Origin of the sequence: Pseudomonas serbiensis (assembly GCF_030580745.1) — a bacterium.
In the GTDB taxonomy this organism is placed as follows: Bacteria; Pseudomonadota; Gammaproteobacteria; order Pseudomonadales; family Pseudomonadaceae; genus Aquipseudomonas; species Aquipseudomonas serbiensis.
In genome coordinates this window covers 398,572-418,655 of sequence record NZ_JAUQOO010000002.1, presented here as the reverse complement: position 1 = coordinate 418,655, position 20,084 = coordinate 398,572, and the positions used below count along the sequence as shown (strand labels likewise).

13 protein-coding genes are annotated in these 20,084 nt (G+C 57.8%); 3 read left to right on the top strand and 10 right to left on the bottom strand.

All coding sequences use genetic code 11. The features are described from left to right. The first annotated feature begins 16 nt into the window (after positions 1 to 16). Positions 17 to 1,357, top strand: coding sequence for a hemolysin family protein (locus Q6A51_RS04840; protein WP_201001244.1), 1,341 nt, complete (start codon positions 17 to 19; stop codon positions 1,355 to 1,357). A gap of 45 nt (positions 1,358 to 1,402) precedes the next feature. Here the strand turns inward: Q6A51_RS04840 and Q6A51_RS04835 are convergent, their stop codons facing one another. From Q6A51_RS04835 to Q6A51_RS04795, 9 genes are all read right to left on the bottom strand, one after another. Next, positions 1,403 to 2,305, bottom strand: coding sequence for a peptidoglycan DD-metalloendopeptidase family protein (locus Q6A51_RS04835; RefSeq protein WP_304574233.1), 903 nt, complete (start codon positions 2,303 to 2,305; stop codon positions 1,403 to 1,405). A 160-nt stretch (positions 2,306 to 2,465) separates the two neighbouring features. Beyond that, entirely contained in the window at positions 2,466 to 7,691 is a 5,226-nt protein-coding gene (locus Q6A51_RS04830) for a deaminase domain-containing protein (RefSeq protein WP_304574232.1), read from the bottom strand. Between the two features lie 375 nt (positions 7,692 to 8,066). Beyond that, entirely contained in the window at positions 8,067 to 8,960 is an 894-nt protein-coding gene (locus tag Q6A51_RS04825) for a response regulator (RefSeq protein ID WP_201001249.1), read from the bottom strand. 207 nt (positions 8,961 to 9,167) lie between these two features. Continuing rightward, positions 9,168 to 9,929, bottom strand: coding sequence for a phosphate signaling complex protein PhoU (gene phoU, locus Q6A51_RS04820; protein WP_201001250.1), 762 nt, complete (start codon positions 9,927 to 9,929; stop codon positions 9,168 to 9,170). A 70-nt stretch (positions 9,930 to 9,999) separates the two neighbouring features. Further along, positions 10,000 to 10,833 (bottom strand): phosphate ABC transporter ATP-binding protein PstB, encoded by an 834-nt coding sequence (gene pstB, locus Q6A51_RS04815; protein ID WP_201001252.1) that lies wholly within the window; start codon positions 10,831 to 10,833, stop codon positions 10,000 to 10,002. 67 nt (positions 10,834 to 10,900) lie between these two features. Next, a complete protein-coding gene (gene pstA, locus Q6A51_RS04810) occupies positions 10,901 to 12,571 on the bottom strand; it encodes a phosphate ABC transporter permease PstA (protein WP_201019721.1) in 1,671 nt (556 codons plus the stop codon). A 15-nt stretch (positions 12,572 to 12,586) separates the two neighbouring features. Beyond that, positions 12,587 to 14,620: an ABC transporter permease subunit gene (locus Q6A51_RS04805; RefSeq protein WP_304574241.1), complete on the bottom strand. Its 2,034-nt coding sequence runs from the start codon at positions 14,618 to 14,620 to the stop codon at positions 12,587 to 12,589. A 390-nt stretch (positions 14,621 to 15,010) separates the two neighbouring features. Next, positions 15,011 to 16,009, bottom strand: coding sequence for a phosphate ABC transporter substrate-binding protein PstS family protein (locus tag Q6A51_RS04800; RefSeq protein WP_201001256.1), 999 nt, complete (start codon positions 16,007 to 16,009; stop codon positions 15,011 to 15,013). Between the two features lie 171 nt (positions 16,010 to 16,180). Next, complete coding sequence (locus tag Q6A51_RS04795) at positions 16,181 to 17,470, bottom strand: MFS transporter (protein ID WP_201001258.1); 1,290 nt, start codon at positions 17,468 to 17,470, stop codon at positions 16,181 to 16,183. A gap of 432 nt (positions 17,471 to 17,902) precedes the next feature. On the opposite strand from Q6A51_RS04795, the gene Q6A51_RS04790 reads away from it, so the two are divergent. After that, positions 17,903 to 18,304, top strand: coding sequence for an acyl-CoA thioesterase (locus Q6A51_RS04790; protein ID WP_025262552.1), 402 nt, complete (start codon positions 17,903 to 17,905; stop codon positions 18,302 to 18,304). Between the two features lie 93 nt (positions 18,305 to 18,397). After that, positions 18,398 to 19,297, top strand: coding sequence for a D-hexose-6-phosphate mutarotase (locus Q6A51_RS04785; RefSeq protein WP_201019722.1), 900 nt, complete (start codon positions 18,398 to 18,400; stop codon positions 19,295 to 19,297). 186 nt (positions 19,298 to 19,483) lie between these two features. Here the strand turns inward: Q6A51_RS04785 and Q6A51_RS04780 are convergent, their stop codons facing one another. Next, complete coding sequence (locus tag Q6A51_RS04780; protein ID WP_201019723.1) at positions 19,484 to 20,017, bottom strand: DUF3299 domain-containing protein; 534 nt, start codon at positions 20,015 to 20,017, stop codon at positions 19,484 to 19,486. Positions 20,018 to 20,084 lie beyond the last annotated feature (67 nt).

Genomic DNA, 20,084 nt, shown 5'->3' with positions numbered 1-20,084 from the left:
TCCGCAAAACCCCACCATGGACCCTTCCCCTAGTATCAGCACGGCTTCACTCTTCGCCGATTTCGGCATGATTCTTTTTGCTTTGTTCCTGGTCCTGCTCAACGGCTTCTTCGTTGCAGCAGAGTTCGCCATGGTCAAACTGCGCTCGACCCGCGTCGAGGCCATCGCCAAGAAAAACGGCTGGAGCGGCCACATCCTGCGCACGGTCCACGGGCAACTGGATGCTTACCTGTCCGCCTGCCAACTGGGTATTACCCTCGCCTCCCTCGGCCTGGGCTGGGTTGGCGAGCCTGCATTCGCCCACTTGCTGGAGCCGTTGCTAGGAGCCATGGGCGTGGAGTCCGCCGAGGTGATCAAGGGCGTGTCGTTCTTCACGGCGTTCTTCATCATTTCCTACCTGCATATCGTGATCGGCGAACTGGCCCCCAAATCCTGGGCCATTCGCAAGCCGGAGCTGCTGTCGCTGTGGACCGCCGTGCCGCTGTATCTGTTCTACTGGATGATGTACCCGGCAATCTACCTGCTCAACGCCAGCGCCAACGCCATCCTGCGCATTGCCGGTCAGGGCGAGCCCGGCCCGCATCATGAACACAGCTACAGCCGCGACGAACTGAAACTGATCCTGCACTCCAGCCGAGGCCAGGACCCGAGCGATCAAGGCATGCGCGTGCTGGCTTCGGCGGTGGAAATGGGCGAACTGGAAGTCGTCGACTGGGCCAACTCCCGTGAGGATCTGGTTTCCCTGGACTGCAATGCACCGCTCAAGGAAATCCTGGCTCTGTTCCGCCGCCACAAGTTCAGCCGTTATCCCGTCTACGATGCAGAGCGTTCCGAGTTCGTCGGCCTGCTGCACATCAAGGACCTGCTGCTGGAACTGGCGGCGCTGGACCATATTCCGGAATCCTTCAACCTCGCAGAACTGATTCGCCCGCTGGAGCGCGTTTCACGGCATATGCCGCTGTCGCAACTGCTGGAGCAGTTCCGCAAGGGTGGCGCGCACTTCGCGCTGGTCGAAGAGGCCGACGGCAAAGTCATCGGCTACCTGACCATGGAAGACGTGCTGGAAGTGCTGGTCGGCGATATTCAGGATGAACACCGCAAGGTCGAACGCGGCATCCTGGCGTATCAGCCGGGCAAACTGCTGGTGCGTGGCGACACGCCACTCTTCAAGGTCGAACGCCTGCTGGGTATCGATCTGGACCACATCGAAGCCGAAACACTGGCTGGCCTGATCTACGAAACCCTGAAGCGGGTGCCGGAAGAAGAAGAGCAGATGGAAGTCGAAGGCCTGCGCATCATCATCAAGAAGATGAAAGGCCCGAAGATCGTATTGGCCAAGGTGCTGAAGATCGATTGATCATTCGTTCGCTCCTACCGTGGGAGCGAATTTATTCGCGAAGCCCTAATTCCCGCCCACGGCGAAATTGGGCAGGCTCTGGATCGGCGTGGCGAATTCATAGGGAATGGATTCCAGCGCCTGTCCGGTATTGCGCTGAATAACGAAATGCAGGTGCGGGCCGGTGCTGTTGCCGGTATTGCCAGACCGCGCCAGCGGGCTGCCAACGTGTACTTGCTGACCTTCCCTGACACTCACCGAACCGCGCATCAGGTGCAGATAGACGCCCATGGTGCCGTCGTCGTGCAGGATCCGCACGAAATTGCCTGACGGGTTCGAGCCTCTGCCGGTCTGATTGTTCTCGACCTTGACCACCGTGCCCGAGCGCGCCGCAATGATAGGCGTGCCTTCGGGCATGGCGATATCCATCGCGTAACGGCCTTTGGCGCCGTAATGGCTATATTTGCCGCCAGGCCCCTGCGTCAGGCGAAACGGCCCGCCCACCCACGGCAAAGGATACTTGTAGGCCTGCATAGCCCGCTTCGGATCACCCAGAGTGGAAGTCAGTATCGAGGCGTAGTTCATGGCCTTGCCCGCTTGCCTTGGGCTCAGCACGATCATGCGCTCGTTGCTGCGTGCAGGCACCGTGCGGCGAATGGTTGATGACGACCCGTTGATGCCGAGCACGTTGCTCAGGCCGGAGAGCTTGAGTTCGACCTCGACCGGCGCATACAGATCGTTGCGCACATAGAGGCTGTGAATGCCGCTTTCCTTCTTGACGCTCAAATGCACCTGTTTCTCGAAGTGTTCGACCATTCGGTCCCGAAACACCACCACAGAAGCCCCGGCGGCAGGACGGTCGGAAAACGAAACGACGCCATCGGCATCGACGGTTTTATAGATCGTGACCGCACCGGCCGTTTGGCTAGCCAGCGTCAGGGCGATCAGGATCAGCAGGCGTTCAAGCATCAGAAGTGTTCTGGGTCATGGGAAACAGGGTCCAAGCCTAGCAGCGTTAAGAACAGAAAAGGACACTGGCGTATCAATCGGGCATGGCTCAAGCGTCAAGAAACACACGCCATGGTGCTGCTGCGCGGTGTGCCAGGCACACCGCACAGGTCAGAAGCCGTTACGAAAAGGTGTAATTTTTCAGGTAGGTCACGGAAAACAGGGCGTCAGGAAAATCCAGCTTCAAGCGAGGCAGTACGAATCCACCACAGGATCGGCAGGTATCGAGCACGGTAAAGAACCTGATATGAGTCAGGCGCGTCGTCGCCATATCCTCTTTCAGCACGGTTGCGATCAATCGCTCCGCATCAAGGTCACGGCTGAAATCCCGAATCACAGTGCGAGCGGCATCCCTGACCACCGGCAGGCTGGTAAAGCGGGGATCAGGCTGGCGGCTTGCCATTCGGGCACGGGCATCGCGGAATATGACCCCGTCAAAGATCTGCTCGGTCGTTTCAGCAGAATCGATCCGTAATTTAAGGCCTCTGGCTTTCTCTCCACCAGAAAGCGCGTAATACACGACCCGCTCCCCGGACTCGGTATAAACCTGGGCAAAGGAAAGATTGGCACCCTTGATCTGGCTCAGAATCGCTTTGGTAGCCTTGGGGGTAATGATGCTCTGCATATTCAGCTCTACCCATTTGCCTTTCGAGCCCGCTACCGGCAAAAGCCTGTTGAGAACTTCCAGGATATGCTGCTTTTCAGGCACGCTTCTCTGGGCAATCTTCATGAAGTCGGGAATGCACTGTTTGGCAAGTTCCACGAATTTCTTCTGGATTTCTTCGCCTGCAAGAATCTCACTGGCAAACCCCAGAAGTGCATTTTCCTGCCCATTGGCAATACACCACCGCGCATAGTCATCATAAGAAGCGATCTGCGGGGTCCAGGAAACTTTCCACGCATCCCGTTCAGACTCATCGAGCAGATCAAAGAGCAGACGTGCGATATTTTCCCGATCCGTCTCTATATTCGGACGCTCCCGCACCAATCGGTATTTCTCCGATACCCGGATGAACTCATTGATCTCGTCGACATCAGTAACGCGAGCGAACTTCAACTCAATGCGATTACTGGTGGGGGCTCGGGTCTTATAGAACGCACCCGTGTCAGGCTCGACGAAAATCCACTCTTTATCCGCAAGGTTGAGGCGCATACCGCGCAAGGCCCGAGTATCGCTGACCCCTTGGGCTATGGCCCCGAATTCAATAACCGGGGCAAACTCATAAACGAAGGCAGTATCTTCGGGGGCGTAATTTGGAGGTACACCCAATTTACCCTCAGCCGACAAGATCCCATCCAGCTCCGGCAGGTATACCGGTGCTTCAGGTAATGAGAAAAGCTCCCGCTCCTCCTCGGAAAGAGGCACGACCACTTTGCCTGCCGGTGCCGGTGCCTGCGCCGAAGTCGATGGCCCTGCTTCAGACGACTCGGCCCATTTGCAAAACTTCCCTTCATAGACAAAGACATCGAGGCTTTGCGAGGTTTCTCCAGCGCCTGTGGTCAGTGTGGCCAGAGTGAACTCACGGGCATCCATGGCATGGCTCGGGTATTTGCCGGTTCGCTTGGGAGAGGTTGACCCCGGCCTCAAGGGCTCTGGCGTCGGTGTTACCAGCTTTACACCTGTCGCGCAGGGCACCGACTCCAGGTTGCGACGAGGCCTGCACAGGTTTTCGATTTCACTCAGCCAGTCTGCATGGGAGGAGAGCTTGCTGGCCGCAAGCTTGCGCATCGCAGCATCCGTAGCGCCAGCATTCAGATGATAAACCTCGCCATCGACCAGAATATCGAACACACCCTCCTCTCTTTCGATGACCTGTACAGCATAGTTTGGGGCAATACGCAGTTCAGAAAAGCCACCCACCTGCGACGTCACCGGCAACACGACCGGATAGTGGCCTGGGCCAATGCCCTCGTCGGCGGACGATATTGAAAACTCCAGCGGACGGTTTTTTGAAACAGATGTCAGCCTTTTCCCGAACACTGCATCGGACTCAGGATCGAGCAACCTGAAATCCGGCTCCTGCAGGGTCCCGACATTACGCACGACCACGTCGGACCGGCCATCGACAACAGCCCGCTTATCCTGTGCTTTAACCTTGGGGCGCCAAGGGTGCTCCGCGCTGTCCGCGATTCGGTACATGCCCTTGTCGAGGGTGATTCCGCTTTCCAGAAAGGCTTGCGAAGCAAAGACCTTTTTCAGTGAAGGCACTTGCTCCAGCAGTCTCGACCATCCAAGCCTGCCAACCTTCAGTGCGAACTTGCCCACATCGCGCACGACAAACAATGCACTTTGCTCTGCCAGCCCTGCGACCAGACGGGCCACCGCTTTACCCGTCAGCTTAAACACTGACAGAACGCTCATCTCACCGGCCTTCATGACAATCCTGGCCGTAGAGCCGGCGAATTGACCGGCCGGAATCAGTGCAAAAGCCACCTCCATCACACACCCGACGATGACACCGGCAGAATGCTCACCATGGGCCAGATCAGTGGCACAGCCATAGAAAGGAATGAGCAGACGGGCCGTGATGTCGGCATATTCGCGCTCTTTGGCCCACAGTTGCTCCCACTGGGTAACATGTTCATGTTCAACCCTGCTTCCCTCCAGAAAACGGGTAAACAAATGGCTCGCAGCAACCAGTACAAAGGCTTCGAGCCTGGCCTGCTCACTACCTCCGGGCAGATGAATGAGTTCAGCGCAAGGAACCAGCACTCCCTGACGGGGATGATGGTAAACAGCCGAGGAACGTGAGGCAGTCCCCTTCAGATAAGCATCGCCATCCAAGGGCAATAATGGCGTGACCAGCGCCTTGGCAGCCTTGGCGGCATTGCGCTCTCTCTTCTCGACGGTTTCTACGATATTTCCGCTGAAGCCTCTGTCAGGCTCGATCTTGTACTGGAAACGCTGAGCGACTTTACGGACCACACCGCCAGCCGGGATCAACTCATAGAAAACCTCTTCGGCCTTATGATCGTGGAAATCAGCTCGATGATCGCCCGGCTGGCAACGAACGAAAAGCCCGTGAACACCCTCTTCTGCACCAAACGCCACACGGCTCACTTCGCAGGTCGAGTTCAGCAGTGCTGTGCGATCTGTAACCTGCATCTCGGCCAGCAACCGGGCCATGACCCTGGCTTCAGCACGGGTCAGCTCTCGCTGGAATGAGTCGAACGCGCTGGCGTAGGCCTCGGGAATCGTCGGTTTGCCCTTTATATACGCCTCTCCCATCATCACCAGCTCCAGCACGGAAGCCTGCGGACGCCCGGCAGCCAGCAAGCGATCGATAGAGTAGGAATTCGCGATTGTGAAACCGTGCTCCTGCAGGATTGGCCAGCCGTGAACCTTGATGGAGAGCGGCCAGATCCGGCGATCGACATTTGCCTCGGTCAGCATTTGCTCGGCAAGACGCTTGCGATCCGGCGGCCTGGCGCTCAGCAAATCATTCAGCTCAGAGGCATGCAGTTCCTGCTGTGCCTTGAAGTAGCTCAGGGCCTGGCTGATTTGCGCAGCGCTTGCCTGATCCAGATTGTCAGCACCCGACCATTCAATACCGCCATGGGCAATGGCATATCGCAGAGCCGGAATAGCCAGCGTTCTTGCCCACAGGGCATGGACATTGGCATCGCTTGATTGGGTCAGCTCTGCGCTGATCCCGACCAGAGCATCATATTGGGGCGCAAGGGAATGGCCCGGCCGCATGCTTTCAAGCAGAGCAACGCCATGGATCAAAGCCACGCTTTGCAGAGATCGCCCGTATTGAAGGTGATCGGGGACGCCTTCCACCAACAACTCAGGCATCGCCTCGCGCACCAGCAGGTAAAAAAGCATCTCAAGGACGGGGGGTGACACGCCGGGCTGGCGCGCCTTGATATCGGCCCGGACCTTTGCGCAAAGCTGCACATGGCTGTATTCACAGACCCACGCACCGCGAAGTGTCTTTGCCAGTGGCTCGGTAAAAGTCCGGGTTGCACCAAGGAAGTAATCGACCACGGCACGGCCCGCCAGCGCCTGAGTCACCAGAGGCGAGGCCTGTTCGTGTGTCAGGGCTCCGTACCACTGCATGCTGTTGAGCAGCGGAGCAAAGATGGATTTGAAGCGGGCGGTCTGGATCAGCGCATGCCAGGTTTGCGAAGGCCTCCAGCGCAGGACCCGTGCATCGCCATCCAGCCTGCACAACAAGCCAATACCCAGTTGCTGAAACAGATCGTCGACATTGTGCACTGTGCTCCAGGTGTCCAGAGGTGAGACATGCTCATTCAGTCCACGGCAGGTTGGCAGTGAATCGTCCAGTACACGACTCGATTGCAACTGCGACTGCAACAGCAGTGCGGCCAGTGCGATGGCTGACTCGAACGCCAGGCCTGAATATTTGCAGTGCAACTCGGTCCCCAGCGAGAGCGCACGCATGCCGGGCGCCCCCTTCGCATTGGCGATGGCCAGGGACAACCAGGCTTCGTCATCGGGGTTAGCGGCATAAGCCACCACCTTGCGATAAAACTCGGCACGGCTGGCGGAGGGTGTAGGCGTCAGGAAGTCGAGCTGCAAACCTTCACACGGCGAAGCAATCTGCGAACCCGCTTTCAGATAGAACTCAAGCAGCCACCATACTTCGATCGTTGCCAGCTTCTCTTCAATCGCAGCCCATAAAGCTCTGTCGCGGTATTCGCCAGGCGGGATCAGTGCCGCGATGACGTCACAACACACACTCAACGCGCGCCGGGCCTTCTCGCCTCTTGATGCAGAGATGCCGTTATAAAGTGAGCGCCCGGAACTGCGCGCTATCCACTCCCCGACAGACATCAAGCGAGCCCCACGCTTGAACTGCACCATCCACAGACGCAGGTCTTCTGGCACGGATGTTAATAACCTGCCCAGTTCGGGATAGTCCTTGAGGCTAAGTACAACATCCGCGCTCTTGTAAGAGCGAAGTCCATACAAGTAATCCTCTAGCTGCGCCCTGGCCGTGTCGGTAGTGACCGTGGACTCATCGAGCCAGGCAATTCGTGCAAAAAACTGATGCACCTGCCAGGGCGTTACCTCAGACAGAGGCGTCTCCATTGCATCGGCGTACAGCTTCCAGGCCTTTTCGCTTTGGTAGACCAGAAACAGCTTCTGCCCCTGCGGCGACTTCGGGTGCGCAGGGCTGCTATTCGAGAAGCTCGTATTCCCGCCAAGCAAGTGCTGAAGGACGAGCCTGGCAACCCGAAAATGCTCATCGGGCAAAGCCTCGGCATCGACCATATAGTGTTCGGCAGGATCGACGCCCAGGGCTTGATGGATATTGAAGAACAATCGGCAGGAGCTGATGGTTTGAATATTCAGCGGTTGAATTGCGGTAAGCGTCATTTGGGTAGTCTCGTATGCATATGTCATGCGGCGAGACAAACTGAATAGGCAACAACCAGCCTCCGGAACCGGAAAGCTCGTATTTATTGCGCAGGAAAAGTCTGAAACAGAGGGGAGTTCATTCGCGGGAGATTATAGATATGGGGGGTCTGGAAGACCGTCTCGCGGATAAATCCGCTCCTACCGCAGGAGCGAATTCATTCGCGAAGGGATCAAGATGCGCTGTCTGGAACACCGTCTTCGCGGACAAGTCCGCTCCTACTGTAGGAGCGAATTCATTCGCGAAGGGATCAAGATGAGCCGTCTGGAACAACGTCTTCGCGGACAAGTCCGCTCCTACCGTAGGAGCGAATTCATTCGCGAAGGGATCAGCAATCAGGCACCTGGAACGAAGTGCTTCTGGGCTGTGCCGCGGGCGATCAGGCGCGACAGATAGTCGAGCTTCTGTGCATCCTGGTCCACGAAGCGGAAGGTCACTTGCAGCCATTCGCTGTCAGGTTTCTGCTCGAAGGCCACAACGGCATGCAGGTAGCCGTTCAAACGCGCCACTTCATTGCTCTCGCCCTGTTCAAGGTCCAGAACGGCGCTGTCGAGAATCTGCGGCAGTGCGTCGGTGCGACGAATCAGCAACAGGGCTTCCTTCAGGCTCAGGGTCTTGATGACGCATGGCTGATTACCGTTTGGCAGGCGCAACTGGCCTTGCCCACGTCCTGCCGGCTCGGCGGCCTTGGCAGCTACGGGCGGAGCCTTGGCGATACCGGCCGATGCCTGGGCAGGCGCTCCACCGCGGACCACTTCGGCCTTGCCGCCGGTCAATGCGCTCAAGGAGTCATTGAGAGGCGAGTTCATGCGCGCCGGAGCACCGGACATCACCTGATCAAGCTTGCCCACCTTGGCCAGGGCTTTCTTGACCTTGGTCAGCAACTGCTCGTTGGTGAACGGCTTGCCGACGAAATCGGTTACGCCAGCCTGAATGGCCTGGACAACGTTTTCCTTGTCACCACGGCTGGTCACCATGATGAATGGAACGGTCTTGAGGTAACTGTCTTGCTCGCGGCACCAGGCCAACAGCTCCAGGCCCGACATTTCCGGCATTTCCCAGTCGCAGAGAATCAGATCGAAGGTCTCACGAACCAGCAATGCCTGGGCCTTACGCCCGTTGACCGCGTCCTCGGTATGAATACCGGGGAAATAATTGCGCAGCCCTTTTTTTACCAAGTCGCGGATGAAAGTCGCGTCATCCACCACTAATACACTGACTTTACTCATCTACGCTCCTGCGGGCGTGTTCACCTTGAAGGTGAATTGCGGTGTGCCAACACGCCCTTTGTTTCGGCAAGCATAGCGTTGACTGGTAGCCAACTGCCATATTGAATGAGACTGCGCCAGCATTTCAGATACGCGGGCGGATGCAGATATTAATCCCCTGAACGAAAAACGCCCAGCGCATGCTGGGCGTTTTTTTCGCAGGCAATCTTAATTATCGTCAGCCTTACCCGGAACATTAGAGGTTTCGCTCACGATGCCCTGTACTTCTTCTTTCATGCGCTTGAGACCCATGTGGCGAACATCCGTGCCACGCACCAGATAAATCACCAGCTCGGAAATATTGCGGGCGTGGTCGCCGATACGCTCCAGCGAACGCAGGACCCAGATCACGTTCAGTACACGGGAGATCGAGCGCGGATCTTCCATCATGTAGGTCGCCAGCTCACGCAGCGCAGTCTTGTATTCCCGGTCGATGACTTTGTCGTACTGGGCGACGGACAAGGCCAGTTCGGCGTCGAAACGAGCGAACGAGTCCAGCGCATCACGCACCATGTTACGCACCTGGTCGCCGATATGACGCACTTCGACATAACCACGCGGAGACTCGCCTTCTTCGCACAACTGGATGGCACGACGCGCAATCTTGGTCGCTTCATCACCGATACGCTCCAGATCGATGACCGACTTGGAGATACTGATGATCAGACGCAAGTCAGAAGCCGCCGGCTGCCGACGAGCGAGAATGCGCAGGCATTCCTCGTCGATATTGCGCTCCATCTGATTGATCCGGTCATCGACTTCGCGAACCCGCTGAGCCAGACCCGAGTCGGCTTCGATCAAGGCGGTAACGGCATCGTTGACCTGCTTCTCGACCAGGCCACCCATTTCTAGCAAATGGCTGCGAACTTCTTCGAGTTCGGCATTGAACTGTTGGGAGATGTGATGTGTATGGCTGTCTTTGTGGATCATGCTGGGTGTCCTTGGAACGTCCGGTTAATTGCGAAAACGCAGCGGTGGTTCAGGGCTGACGAAGCACGTCCTAGCCGTAACGACCGGTGATGTAGTCTTCTGTCTGTTTTTTGGTCGGATTGGTGAACAATGTATCCGTATCACCGAACTCGACGAGTTTGCCCATGTGCATAAAAGCGGTGTAATCCGAGACCCGTGCCGCCTGCTGCATGTTGTGGGTAACGATCACAATGGTGTATTTCGATTTCAGTTCGTAGATCAGTTCTTCAACTTTCAGCGTCGAAATCGGATCGAGCGCCGAACAGGGTTCGTCGAGCAGCAGGACTTCCGGCTCCACGGCGATAGTGCGGGCAATCACCAGCCGCTGCTGCTGACCGCCGGACAGACCAAGCGCCGATTCATGCAGCCGGTCCTTGACCTCATCCCACAAGGCTGCACCTTTGAGTGCCCACTCGACAGCCTCATCGAGTACGCGCTTCTTGTTGATCCCTTGAAGGCGCAGCCCGTAGACCACGTTCTCGTAGATCGTCTTGGGAAACGGGTTCGGCTTCTGGAACACCATGCCGACGCGACGGCGCAGCTCGGCGACTTCCTCGCCCTTGCTGTAGATGTTGTGACCATAGAGGTTGATGGCACCTTCCACCCGGCAACCGTCGACCAGATCGTTCATGCGATTGAAGGTGCGCAACAGCGTCGACTTGCCACAACCGGACGGGCCGATGAAGGACGTCACCTTCTGCTTGGGGATATTCAGGCTGACGTCGAACAGAGCCTGCTTTTCACTGTAAAACAGGTTCAGACCCGGCACTTCAATCGCCACGATTTCATCGGCCAGGTGCAAGCCCGACTTGTTACGCCCCAGGGCCGACATATTGACGCCGTGGTTTGAGCCTTCGTGTTGCATGGATTGCTCCTGTGCGAACTTTTCGCATCATCGAACCGCCCAGCCTGTGCGGGGTGGTACTTTCGGATCAGTTGTCGAGCGCCTTGTACTTCTCGCGCAAATGGTTACGAATGGCGACCGCCGACAAATTGAGCAAGGCGATCACCAGCACCAGCAGCAAGGCCGTGGCATACACCAGCGGGCGTGCAGCCTCGACATTGGGGCTCTGGAAGCCCACGTCATAAATATGGAAGCCCAAGTGCATGATCTTCTGGTCCAGATGCAGATAGGGGTAATTCCCGTCCAGCGGCAACGACGGCGCCAGCTTGACCACCCCCACCAGCATCAATGGCGCGACCTCGCCTGCGGCACGGGCCACGGCCAGGATCAGGCCGGTCATCATCGCCGGGCTAGCCATGGGCAAAACGATTTTCCACAGGGTTTCGGCCTTGGTCGCACCCAACGCCAGCGAACCTTCACGCAGGCTCAAGGGGATGCGCGCCAGACCTTCTTCGGTGGCAACGATCACCACCGGCACCGCCAGCAGCGCCAGGGTCAGCGATGCCCATAACAGACCAGGCGTGCCGAAGGTCGGCGCGGGTAGCGCTTCAGGGAAGAACAGGTGGTCCAGAGAACCGCCCAGCACATAGACAAAAAAGCCCAGGCCAAACACGCCATAGACAATGGCCGGCACACCGGCCAGATTGTTCACGGCAATGCGGATCAAGCGTGTGACCGTACCCTGGCGCGCATATTCACGCAGATAGACCGCCGCCAGCACGCCGAACGGGGTCACGATCACGGCCATGATCAGCGTCATCATCACCGTGCCGAAAATGGCCGGGAAAATACCGCCTTCGGTGTTGGCTTCACGGGGGTCTTCGCTCAGGAACTCCCAGAGTTTCTTGAAGTAGAAACCGATCTTGGTGAAGAACCCCATGGCATTGGGCTGATAGGCATGCACCACTTTGCCCAGGCTGATCTCGACTTCTTTGCCGTTGGCATCGCGGGCTGTCAGGCTGTCACGGTCGAAAGCCTGATGCAGGCCGCCAAGCCGCTCTTCGATCACTTTGTAGCGGGCATCCAGTTCAGCCCGCTCGGCCGCCATGTCCGCCTGGGCAGTCGCGTCGAGCCGGCCTTCCAGCTCCAGCTTGCGGGCCTGAAGGCGCAGACGCTCGATACCGTGGTTGATGGCGCCAATATCTTTCTTTTCCAGGCTGTAAAGCTCGTCGGCCAGCTTCGCGACCCGTTTGATGCGCTCTTGCAACATCGGCCAGGCCGCTTCGCCTTCGGCCACAACAGTGCCGTTTTCCTTGACGTTGACCAGATAGCCATAGAAGTTGCCCCACTCACGACGCTCCAGTGTCATCAGTTCGGCAGGCAGGCTTTGCCTCGTCAGCCATTCGCCGACCACCCAGGTGAAATCGCTGGGGTTCACGTCACGGTTACCAACCTTGAACAACTCGCGGGTCATGAACTCGGGGCCGTTTTCCGGCACCGGCAAGCCAGCACCTTTGAGACGCGCGCGAGGCACCTGCTCCTGCTCGACCAGTTCACCGATCAATACATGCGGTGGCTGATCGGGGACATCGTATTGCGCATACACCAGATCCGCAGGCCAGAAGTGCCCAAGACCACGCACGGCAATCACGGCCAGCAGACCGATCGTCATGATGACCGCGATGGAAACAGCGCCCGCACTCAGCCAGACGCCTGGGGCGCCGCTTTTGAACCAGCTCTTGAGAGAGTCCCGTTTCACTAAGTTCTGCCTTCCTTAAAGCGACGAGTATTTCTTGCGCAGACGCTGACGGATCAGCTCTGCCAGGGTGTTCATGACAAAGGTGAACACCAGCAGCACCAACGCTGCCAGGAACAGCACGCGATAGTGGCTGCCCCCGACTTCAGATTCCGGCATTTCCACGGCCACGTTGGCCGCCAGGGTTCGCATGCCCTCGAACAGATTCATGTCCATGATCGGCGTGTTCCCCGTGGCCATCAGCACGATCATGGTTTCACCCACAGCGCGCCCCATGCCGATCATCAGCGCCGAGAAGATGCCGGGGCTGGCGGTCAGGATCACCACGCGAGTCAGGGTCTGCCAGGGCGTCGCGCCCAGGGCCAGCGAACCCAGGGTCAGGCTGCGCGGCACACTGAAGACGGCGTCTTCGGCAATCGAATAAATATTGGGAATGACTGCAAACCCCATGGCGATACCGACGACCAGTGCATTGCGCTGATCGTAGGTGATGCCCAGGTCATTGCTGATCCACATGCGCATGTCGCCGCCGAAGAACCAGTTCTCCAGATGCGGGCTCATGCTCAGGGAAAACCAGCCCACCAGCAGCACGACCGGCAGCAGAATGGCGCTCTCCCAACCATCGGGCACCCGCAGACGAATCGACTCGGGCAAGCGGGTCCACAGGAAACCCGCCAGCAGGATGCCGATGGGCGTCAACAGCAGCAGGCTGAAGATGCCAGGCAAGTGGCCTTCCAGATACGGCGCCAGGAACAACCCGGCGAAGAAACCGAGGATCACCGTCGGCATCGCTTCCATCAGTTCGATGACCGGCTTGACCTTGCGGCGCATGCCCGGAGCCATGAAGTAAGCGGTATAGATCGCAGCAGCAATGGCCAGCGGTGCGGCCAGGATCATTGCGTAAAACGCGGCTTTCAGCGTGCCATAGGTCAGCGGCGCGAGGCTCAGCTTAGGCTCGAAATCACTGTTGGAAGCCGTGGACTGCCAGACATACTGAGGCGCATCGTAGTTTTCATACCAGACCTTGCCCCACAGCGAACTCCAGGACACTTCCGGGTGCGGGTTATCCAGGGTCATGGGCAGCAACATGCCTGAGCTCTCGACCAGAATCTGGTTGGCCCGTGGCGACAACGCCAGGATTCCCGAACCTTCGACCACCTGATCGACCAGCAGGGTCCGGTGTGCCGTACTGTGGAACACACCCAGCTTGCCCGAAGCATCAAGCGCGATGAAACCCTTGCGACGTTGCTCGGCCCTGATCTGAACGATCGGCGCGTTGCTCATCTTGAAGTCACGAACGCGCATGAAGCGCTGCTCGCCATCGGTATCACGGGCCATGAACCACTGGCTCATGCCGCCCTTGGAGTTACCGATGATCAACGAAATGCCGCCCACCAGCTGGGAGCTGGCTGTGATTTCCGCGTTACCGTCTTCCAGCAGCTTATAGCGGCCATTGAGGGTGCGGTCACGCAGGCTGAACACGTCGGCCTGGGCACGACCATTGATCACATACAGCCATTGCTGACGAGGATCGATGTAGATGGCTTTGACGGCAGCGGACATCTGCGGCAGATCGATGCGGCTCTGCTCGCGGGTCATCTCGCCCGTCATCATGTTTTCTGTCTGCTCAAGCGCCAGAACATGCAACTGGGTTCCGGTGGAGCCCGCAATCTTTAGGTTGTCACCACTGGCACTGACGGTGACGTACTCAACCGCTCGGCCCTGATCGTCCAGCACCAACGGGGTTTCACCGTAAGGCCAGGCAATGCTCGGCGTGATGGTCTTTTTGTTGTCAGGATAGGTGGTCTGATAGGCGTGCTTGAAGATCAGCACCTGGCCGTTGGACAGACCCAGTGCAATCAGCGGCGCGCCGGGCTGGTCCTTGCCGATGGACGCAACGCTCACACCGGCAGGCAGCGGCAGGCTGATGCGTTGCAGCTCGCTGCCGTCCTTGATATCGAAGAAGATCACTTCACCCTTGTCGGAAACCCGCATCCCGATCTGGTTCTGTTCTTCGATGGCAATCATCAGCGGCTTGCCGGCGTCCTGCATCCAGGTAGCGTTCAGAGGCGTCTTCACGCTCAGGCTGGCACCCTTGAAAAGCGGCGCGACGACATAGGCGAGATAGAAAAAGATCAGGGTGATGGCGGCGAGCACGGCAAGGCCACCGATGGCGACATACCAGCGGGTCAGGCGATCCTTGAAGGCACGAACACGGCGCTTTCGCTGCATCTCGGGCGTATTGAAATCAATACGCTGTGGAGGTGAACTCTGATTCATTCTCGATTTAGCCAGATCATTCATGCGCGCACACCGTAACGGCTCTGTATGACAAAAACATTACAGCAAGGTGACGCAAAAAAGCCCGCCACCCAGGAAAACCGGCAGCGGGCTGTTCAATGGGTTGCGAGGCCAATCCTTCAGCCTCTCTTCGTGTTGCTGTTACTTGGAAGCGACACCCGAGGCACCTTGCAGGCCCAGATCAGTCAGTGCCTTTTCGACGACACGGGACGGCAATGGAATGTACCCGTCCTTCATCACCACTTCCTGGCCCTGTCTTGACAGTACCAGCTTCAGAAATTCGGCCTCCAGCGGAGCCAGAGGCTTGTTCGGTGCCTTGTTCACATAAACGTAGAGGAAACGCGACAGCGGATAAGTGCCGTTCAAGGCGTTGGCTTCATTGTCCTCGACAAACTCTGCGCCTTCTTTCTTGGCCAGAGGCACAGTCTTGACGCTGGAAGTCTTGTAGCCGATACCCGAGTAACCAATGCCGTTCAGCGAACTGCTGATGGAGCTGACGACCGAAGCCGAGCCAGGCTGCTCGTTGACGTTGGCCTTGAAGTCGCCTTTGCACAGCGCCTCTTCCTTGAAGTAGCCATAAGTGCCGGATACGGAATTACGGCCAAACAACTGGATCGGCTTGCTCGCCAGGTCGCCGGTCACACCGACATCACCCCAGGTCTTGGCATCAGCCTTGGCACCGCACAGGCGGGTTACGGAAAAAATCGCGTCCACTTGCTGCATGGTCAGGCCTTTGACCGGGTTGTCCTTGTGAACAAATACGGCCAGGGCATCCACAGCCACCGGAATGGCGGTCGGCTTGTAGCCGTGCTTGAGTTCAAAGGCCGACAGTTCACCGTCTTTCATCTTGCGGCTCATCGGCCCCAGGTTGGCCGTGCCTTCCGTCAGGGCTGGCGGCGCAGTCGATGAACCGGCAGCCTGAATCTGGATATTCACGCTTGGGTATTCTTTCTTGTAGGCCTCGGCCCACAAGGTCATCAGGTTTGCCAGAGTGTCGGACCCCACACTCGACAGATTCCCGGACACACCCGTTGTCTTGGCGTAAGGCTTGATCGCAGGGTCAACAGCAGCAAAGGAATTGGCCGCCGCAACTCCAGCGGCAACGAATGTCAGTGCGGTCATCAAGCTCTTGAGTGTCATGCCTTGCGCTCCTGCAGGGTATGTAGAGGGTCTTTGACCGTCCATCATTGGTTGGTCGTATGAACACTCTATGAATTGATTGTGACAATAAGATGAAAAGGCCGCCCCCCTTTCGGGATGGCAGCCTTTATCGATGCCTCATACAAGACAAAATGCTTCAGCGGGAGGCGATCACCGCTTCCGGGCGATCAGATAGAGACCCAGCGCCATACCCAGACCACTCAAGGCCGCCACATACCAGGCCGGCGCCATCGGGCTGGTCTTGAGCATGAGCGTCACGACCATCGGGGTCAGGCCGCCGAAAATCGCATAGGCCACGTTGTAGGAGAACGACAGCCCCGAGAAACGCACCACAGGCGGGAACGCCTTGACCATCACGTACGGCACTGCGCCGATGGTACCGACGAACAGACCGGTCACGGCATACAACGGGAACAGCCAGTCCGGGTGTGCGGCCAGCATGTGATAGAAGGTCCAGGAACTGAGCAACAGACCTGTGCTGCCCAGCAGCAATACCAGACCCGCACCGATACGATCCGCAAGCGCACCCGCGCCAATGCAACCCAGGCTCAAAAGAACGATAGCCAGGCTGTTGGCCTTCAAGGCAGTGGCTGCCGTGAAGTCGTACTTGGTTTGCAGCAGAGTCGGTGTCATCAGGATCACGACGATGATCCCGGCCGACAGCAGCCAGGTCAGCAGCATCGACAGAACGACCGCACCACGGTGGTCACGCAATACGCCCTTGAGCGGCAACTCTTCGGCCAGTGCCTTGCGTTGTTGCAGCTCGGCGAACACCGGGGTTTCGTGCAGCAGACGACGCAGGTAGACCGACATCAGGCCGAATACACCGCCCAGCAGGAAAGGAATCCGCCATGCGTAGTCCGAAACCTCGACAGGGGTGTAGATGCTGTTGATCACGGTTGCGACCAGCGAGCCGATCAGGATGCCCGCCGTCAGGCCGGCAGTCAGCGTGCCACAGGCATAACCGACATAGCGGGCCGGAACGTGCTCGGACACGAATACCCAGGCACCCGGCACTTCACCGCCGATGGCCGCGCCCTGAATGACGCGCATCAACAGCAGCAGGATCGGAGCCCACATGCCGATCTGGGCATAGGTTGGCAGCAGACCCATGATCAGGGTCGGCACGGCCATCATGAAAATGCTCAGGGTGAACATCTTCTTGCGACCCAGCAGGTCACCGAAGTGCGCCATGATGATGCCGCCCAGCGGTCTTGCCAGATAACCGGCGGCAAAAATGCCGAAGGTCTGCATCATGCGCAACCAGTCGGGCATGTCCGCAGGGAAGAACAGCTTCCCGACAACGGCCGCGAAGAAGACGAAAATGATGAAGTCGTAAAACTCCAGCGCCCCACCCAGGGCTGAAAGCGACAAGGTTTTGTAATCGCTGCGGGTCAAGGGCCGCGCTGACTTCGCGGAATCTAACGGTACGGATGACATGACAAGGCTTCTCTTTGGGCTTTTCTTTGAATGAGCGAACGACAGCTACGCTGGCTGCGGCGGGGTGGCGTGCAGAAGCGATTGTCCGGGGCAATTGTGCAGATAGGCACCAAAATTGCGTGTACAGGCAGTCTTGTCACCTGTAAGGGTCAGGCAAGATAGCAAATTGTTTCAAAAAACACCTAGCGAGAAGCTGCATCAGGTAAAAAGAAAGCCGAATGGTCGTCGTATGGGGCAACGCCCGATATACTCGCAAACCGTCAAGCGCACTGGGAATCTGTGCAAAAACCTCTTTAGCCAGCGGCTTTCGCAGAGTTTCCCTTTTAGGGCCATACGCCAACCGAACATACAATGTTCACCTGCGTAGTTTTGAATGGCGCCTGTCAACCGCGGTAAAAACACTGAGAGTCATGGGTCAGAGGCACCCCAGGCATGATTGAGCTCGAACAAGAAGATCCAACCCCACAAGGCGACCTTGCCTTGCAAATTACGGCTCTGCCCCGTGAAACCAATGGTTTCGGCGATATTTTCGGCGGCTGGCTTGTTTCACAGATGGACCTGGCAGGCACCGCCATGGCCAGCAAGATCGCCGGGGGTCGCGTGGCGACCGTTGCGATCGACCGCATGGCATTCCTGGTTCCGGTCGCCGTTGGGGAACAGCTTTCCTTCTATACCCGCACACTGGAAGTCGGCCGCACCTCGATCAAGATGATGGTCGAAGTCTGGAGTGATGACCCGTTAAGCAGCGAATGGCGCAAGGTCACCGAAGCCGTCTTCGTCTTCGTGGCCATCGACAGCAGCGGCCGTACACGCTCGGTCCCGGCACGACGGTAAATTGTCGTTCGGGCAAAGACCGGCCGGTTAAGGCTAAACTCATCGACCTTGAAGCAGTCTATTTCTGTCACGGTCCTTGAGTGAGAACTTCGCATGCCAACACCGCAGGTTGAATCCGTAAAGTACGACGAGCTGAATTGCTGGCGTATCCGTCATGGTGATGCAGAGCTGCTGGTTGCCCAGCAAGGCGCGCATATCCTCAGTTATCAGGTCGCCGGGCAAGAGCCCCTGGTCTGGCTGAATGACGGTGCGCAATTCAAGCAAGGCAAGCCGATTCGTGCCGGCATTCCGATTTGCTGGCCATGGTTCGGCAGCCTGGAGCGCAACCCGCAAAGCGTGCAGGCCATGCGCCAGAGCAGCGAGCCTGCAAAGGCCCACGGAGAAGTCCGGACTCTGGACTGGGAACTGCTGGGGATTGGCGAAGATGGCGATGCGCTGCTGGTGGAATTTGTCCTGCCGCAGGCCGAAGGCCATTTACCTGGCTGGCCGCACAACGTAGCCCTGAAACTCAGCATCCGCCTGGACCACGCACTCAATGTCAGCCTGGTCAGCTATAACAGCGGGACCGAAGCCGTCAGCTTCAGTCAGGCCTTGCACACCTACTTCGCTGTCAGCGATGTACACCAGATCAGCATTCAAGGGCTCGATGGCCTGCGCTATATCGAAACCCTGGAAAACTGGGAAGAACGCCAGCAGAGCGGCGACCTGACATTCAGCGGCGAAACCGACCGCATCTACCAGGACACGCCCCCGCTGCTCAGCATTGTCGATCCAGAGTGGAAACGCCGGATTCTCATCCAGACCAGCGGCTCGAAGTCTGCTGTCCTGTGGAACCCGTGGATCGAAAAGACCAGCAAACTCGCCGATATGAAGCCCGATGGCTGGCAGCGCATGGTCTGTGTCGAAACCGCCAACGTGCTGGACGATATCGTGACCCTGGCCCCGCAGGACATGCATGTCCTGGGGATCAGCATCTGGAGTGAAGCGCTCTAATCAGCTTTTATGGAAATAAAACTCGGCGAGCGGTGATCAGGCAAGGCGAAAACAGGCGAGGAACGGTCGGAGTCGCGCTCGACTTTACTGGCTGTAAATGAGCATTGCGATGGGGGCGCCCAGCCCGGACTCGCGCACGAGCCTGTTTTCAACGCAGCATGATCGCCGCGCAGCCAGTTTTCGGCCTTAAAGGTCCGAGTCGACCACGACTCGGACCTTGGATGCATCCATCGCATAGGCCGCATCGGCCAGATCGTTACTGACCTTCTCAATCTTCAGCGTACCCACTACCCACAAAGGTGTGTAGATATCATCCAGTTTCAGGCCTTTGGGGTAACGAACCAGCACCAGTTGGTTTGGAGGCGGTGGCGGCACATGGATGCAGGCACCTGGATAAGGGACGAGGAAAAATAAAGTGCTATGGCCTTTGGCATCGGTTTCCAGCGGCACCGGATAACCGCCGAGACGGATCGTCTTGCCATTCATGTCGGCCACGGTCCTGGTCGAATACATGACCGCGGGCAGCCCTTTGCTCTGTTTCAAACCACCCTTGCTGTCGAAGGTCCCCATGGCTTCAGGAGAGTTATGGTCGATCTCGGGCATGGCTTCGAGGGCTTTCTGGTCCGACTTGGGCATGAGTTCGAGCCAGTCGGTCTCGGGAATCTCGGCATGTACAAGCCCGGATACCAGTAGCAGGGTCATCAATAGAAAACGACGCATCATAAAGCTCGGCAAAGTGGAAAATACTGCCGCGCATTCTAGCCCTCTGCGCACAGAGGGCCAGATG

Coding starts and splice junctions, on each gene's coding strand:
- phoU (WP_201001250.1), bottom strand. CDS start 9,929: ATGATCCACAAAGACAGCCATACACATCACATCTCCCAACAGTTCAAT.
- Q6A51_RS04840 (WP_201001244.1), top strand. CDS start 17: ATGGACCCTTCCCCTAGTATCAGCACGGCTTCACTCTTCGCCGATTTC.
- Q6A51_RS04805 (WP_304574241.1), bottom strand. CDS start 14,620: ATGCAGGACGCCGGCAAGCCGCTGATGATTGCCATCGAAGAACAGAAC.
- Q6A51_RS04800 (WP_201001256.1), bottom strand. CDS start 16,009: ATGACACTCAAGAGCTTGATGACCGCACTGACATTCGTTGCCGCTGGA.
- Q6A51_RS04785 (WP_201019722.1), top strand. CDS start 18,398: ATGCCAACACCGCAGGTTGAATCCGTAAAGTACGACGAGCTGAATTGC.
- Q6A51_RS04825 (WP_201001249.1), bottom strand. CDS start 8,960: ATGAGTAAAGTCAGTGTATTAGTGGTGGATGACGCGACTTTCATCCGC.
- Q6A51_RS04795 (WP_201001258.1), bottom strand. CDS start 17,470: ATGTCATCCGTACCGTTAGATTCCGCGAAGTCAGCGCGGCCCTTGACC.
- Q6A51_RS04790 (WP_025262552.1), top strand. CDS start 17,903: ATGATTGAGCTCGAACAAGAAGATCCAACCCCACAAGGCGACCTTGCC.
- pstB (WP_201001252.1), bottom strand. CDS start 10,833: ATGCAACACGAAGGCTCAAACCACGGCGTCAATATGTCGGCCCTGGGG.
- Q6A51_RS04835 (WP_304574233.1), bottom strand. CDS start 2,305: ATGCTTGAACGCCTGCTGATCCTGATCGCCCTGACGCTGGCTAGCCAA.
- Q6A51_RS04780 (WP_201019723.1), bottom strand. CDS start 20,017: ATGCGTCGTTTTCTATTGATGACCCTGCTACTGGTATCCGGGCTTGTA.
- Q6A51_RS04830 (WP_304574232.1), bottom strand. CDS start 7,691: ATGACGCTTACCGCAATTCAACCGCTGAATATTCAAACCATCAGCTCC.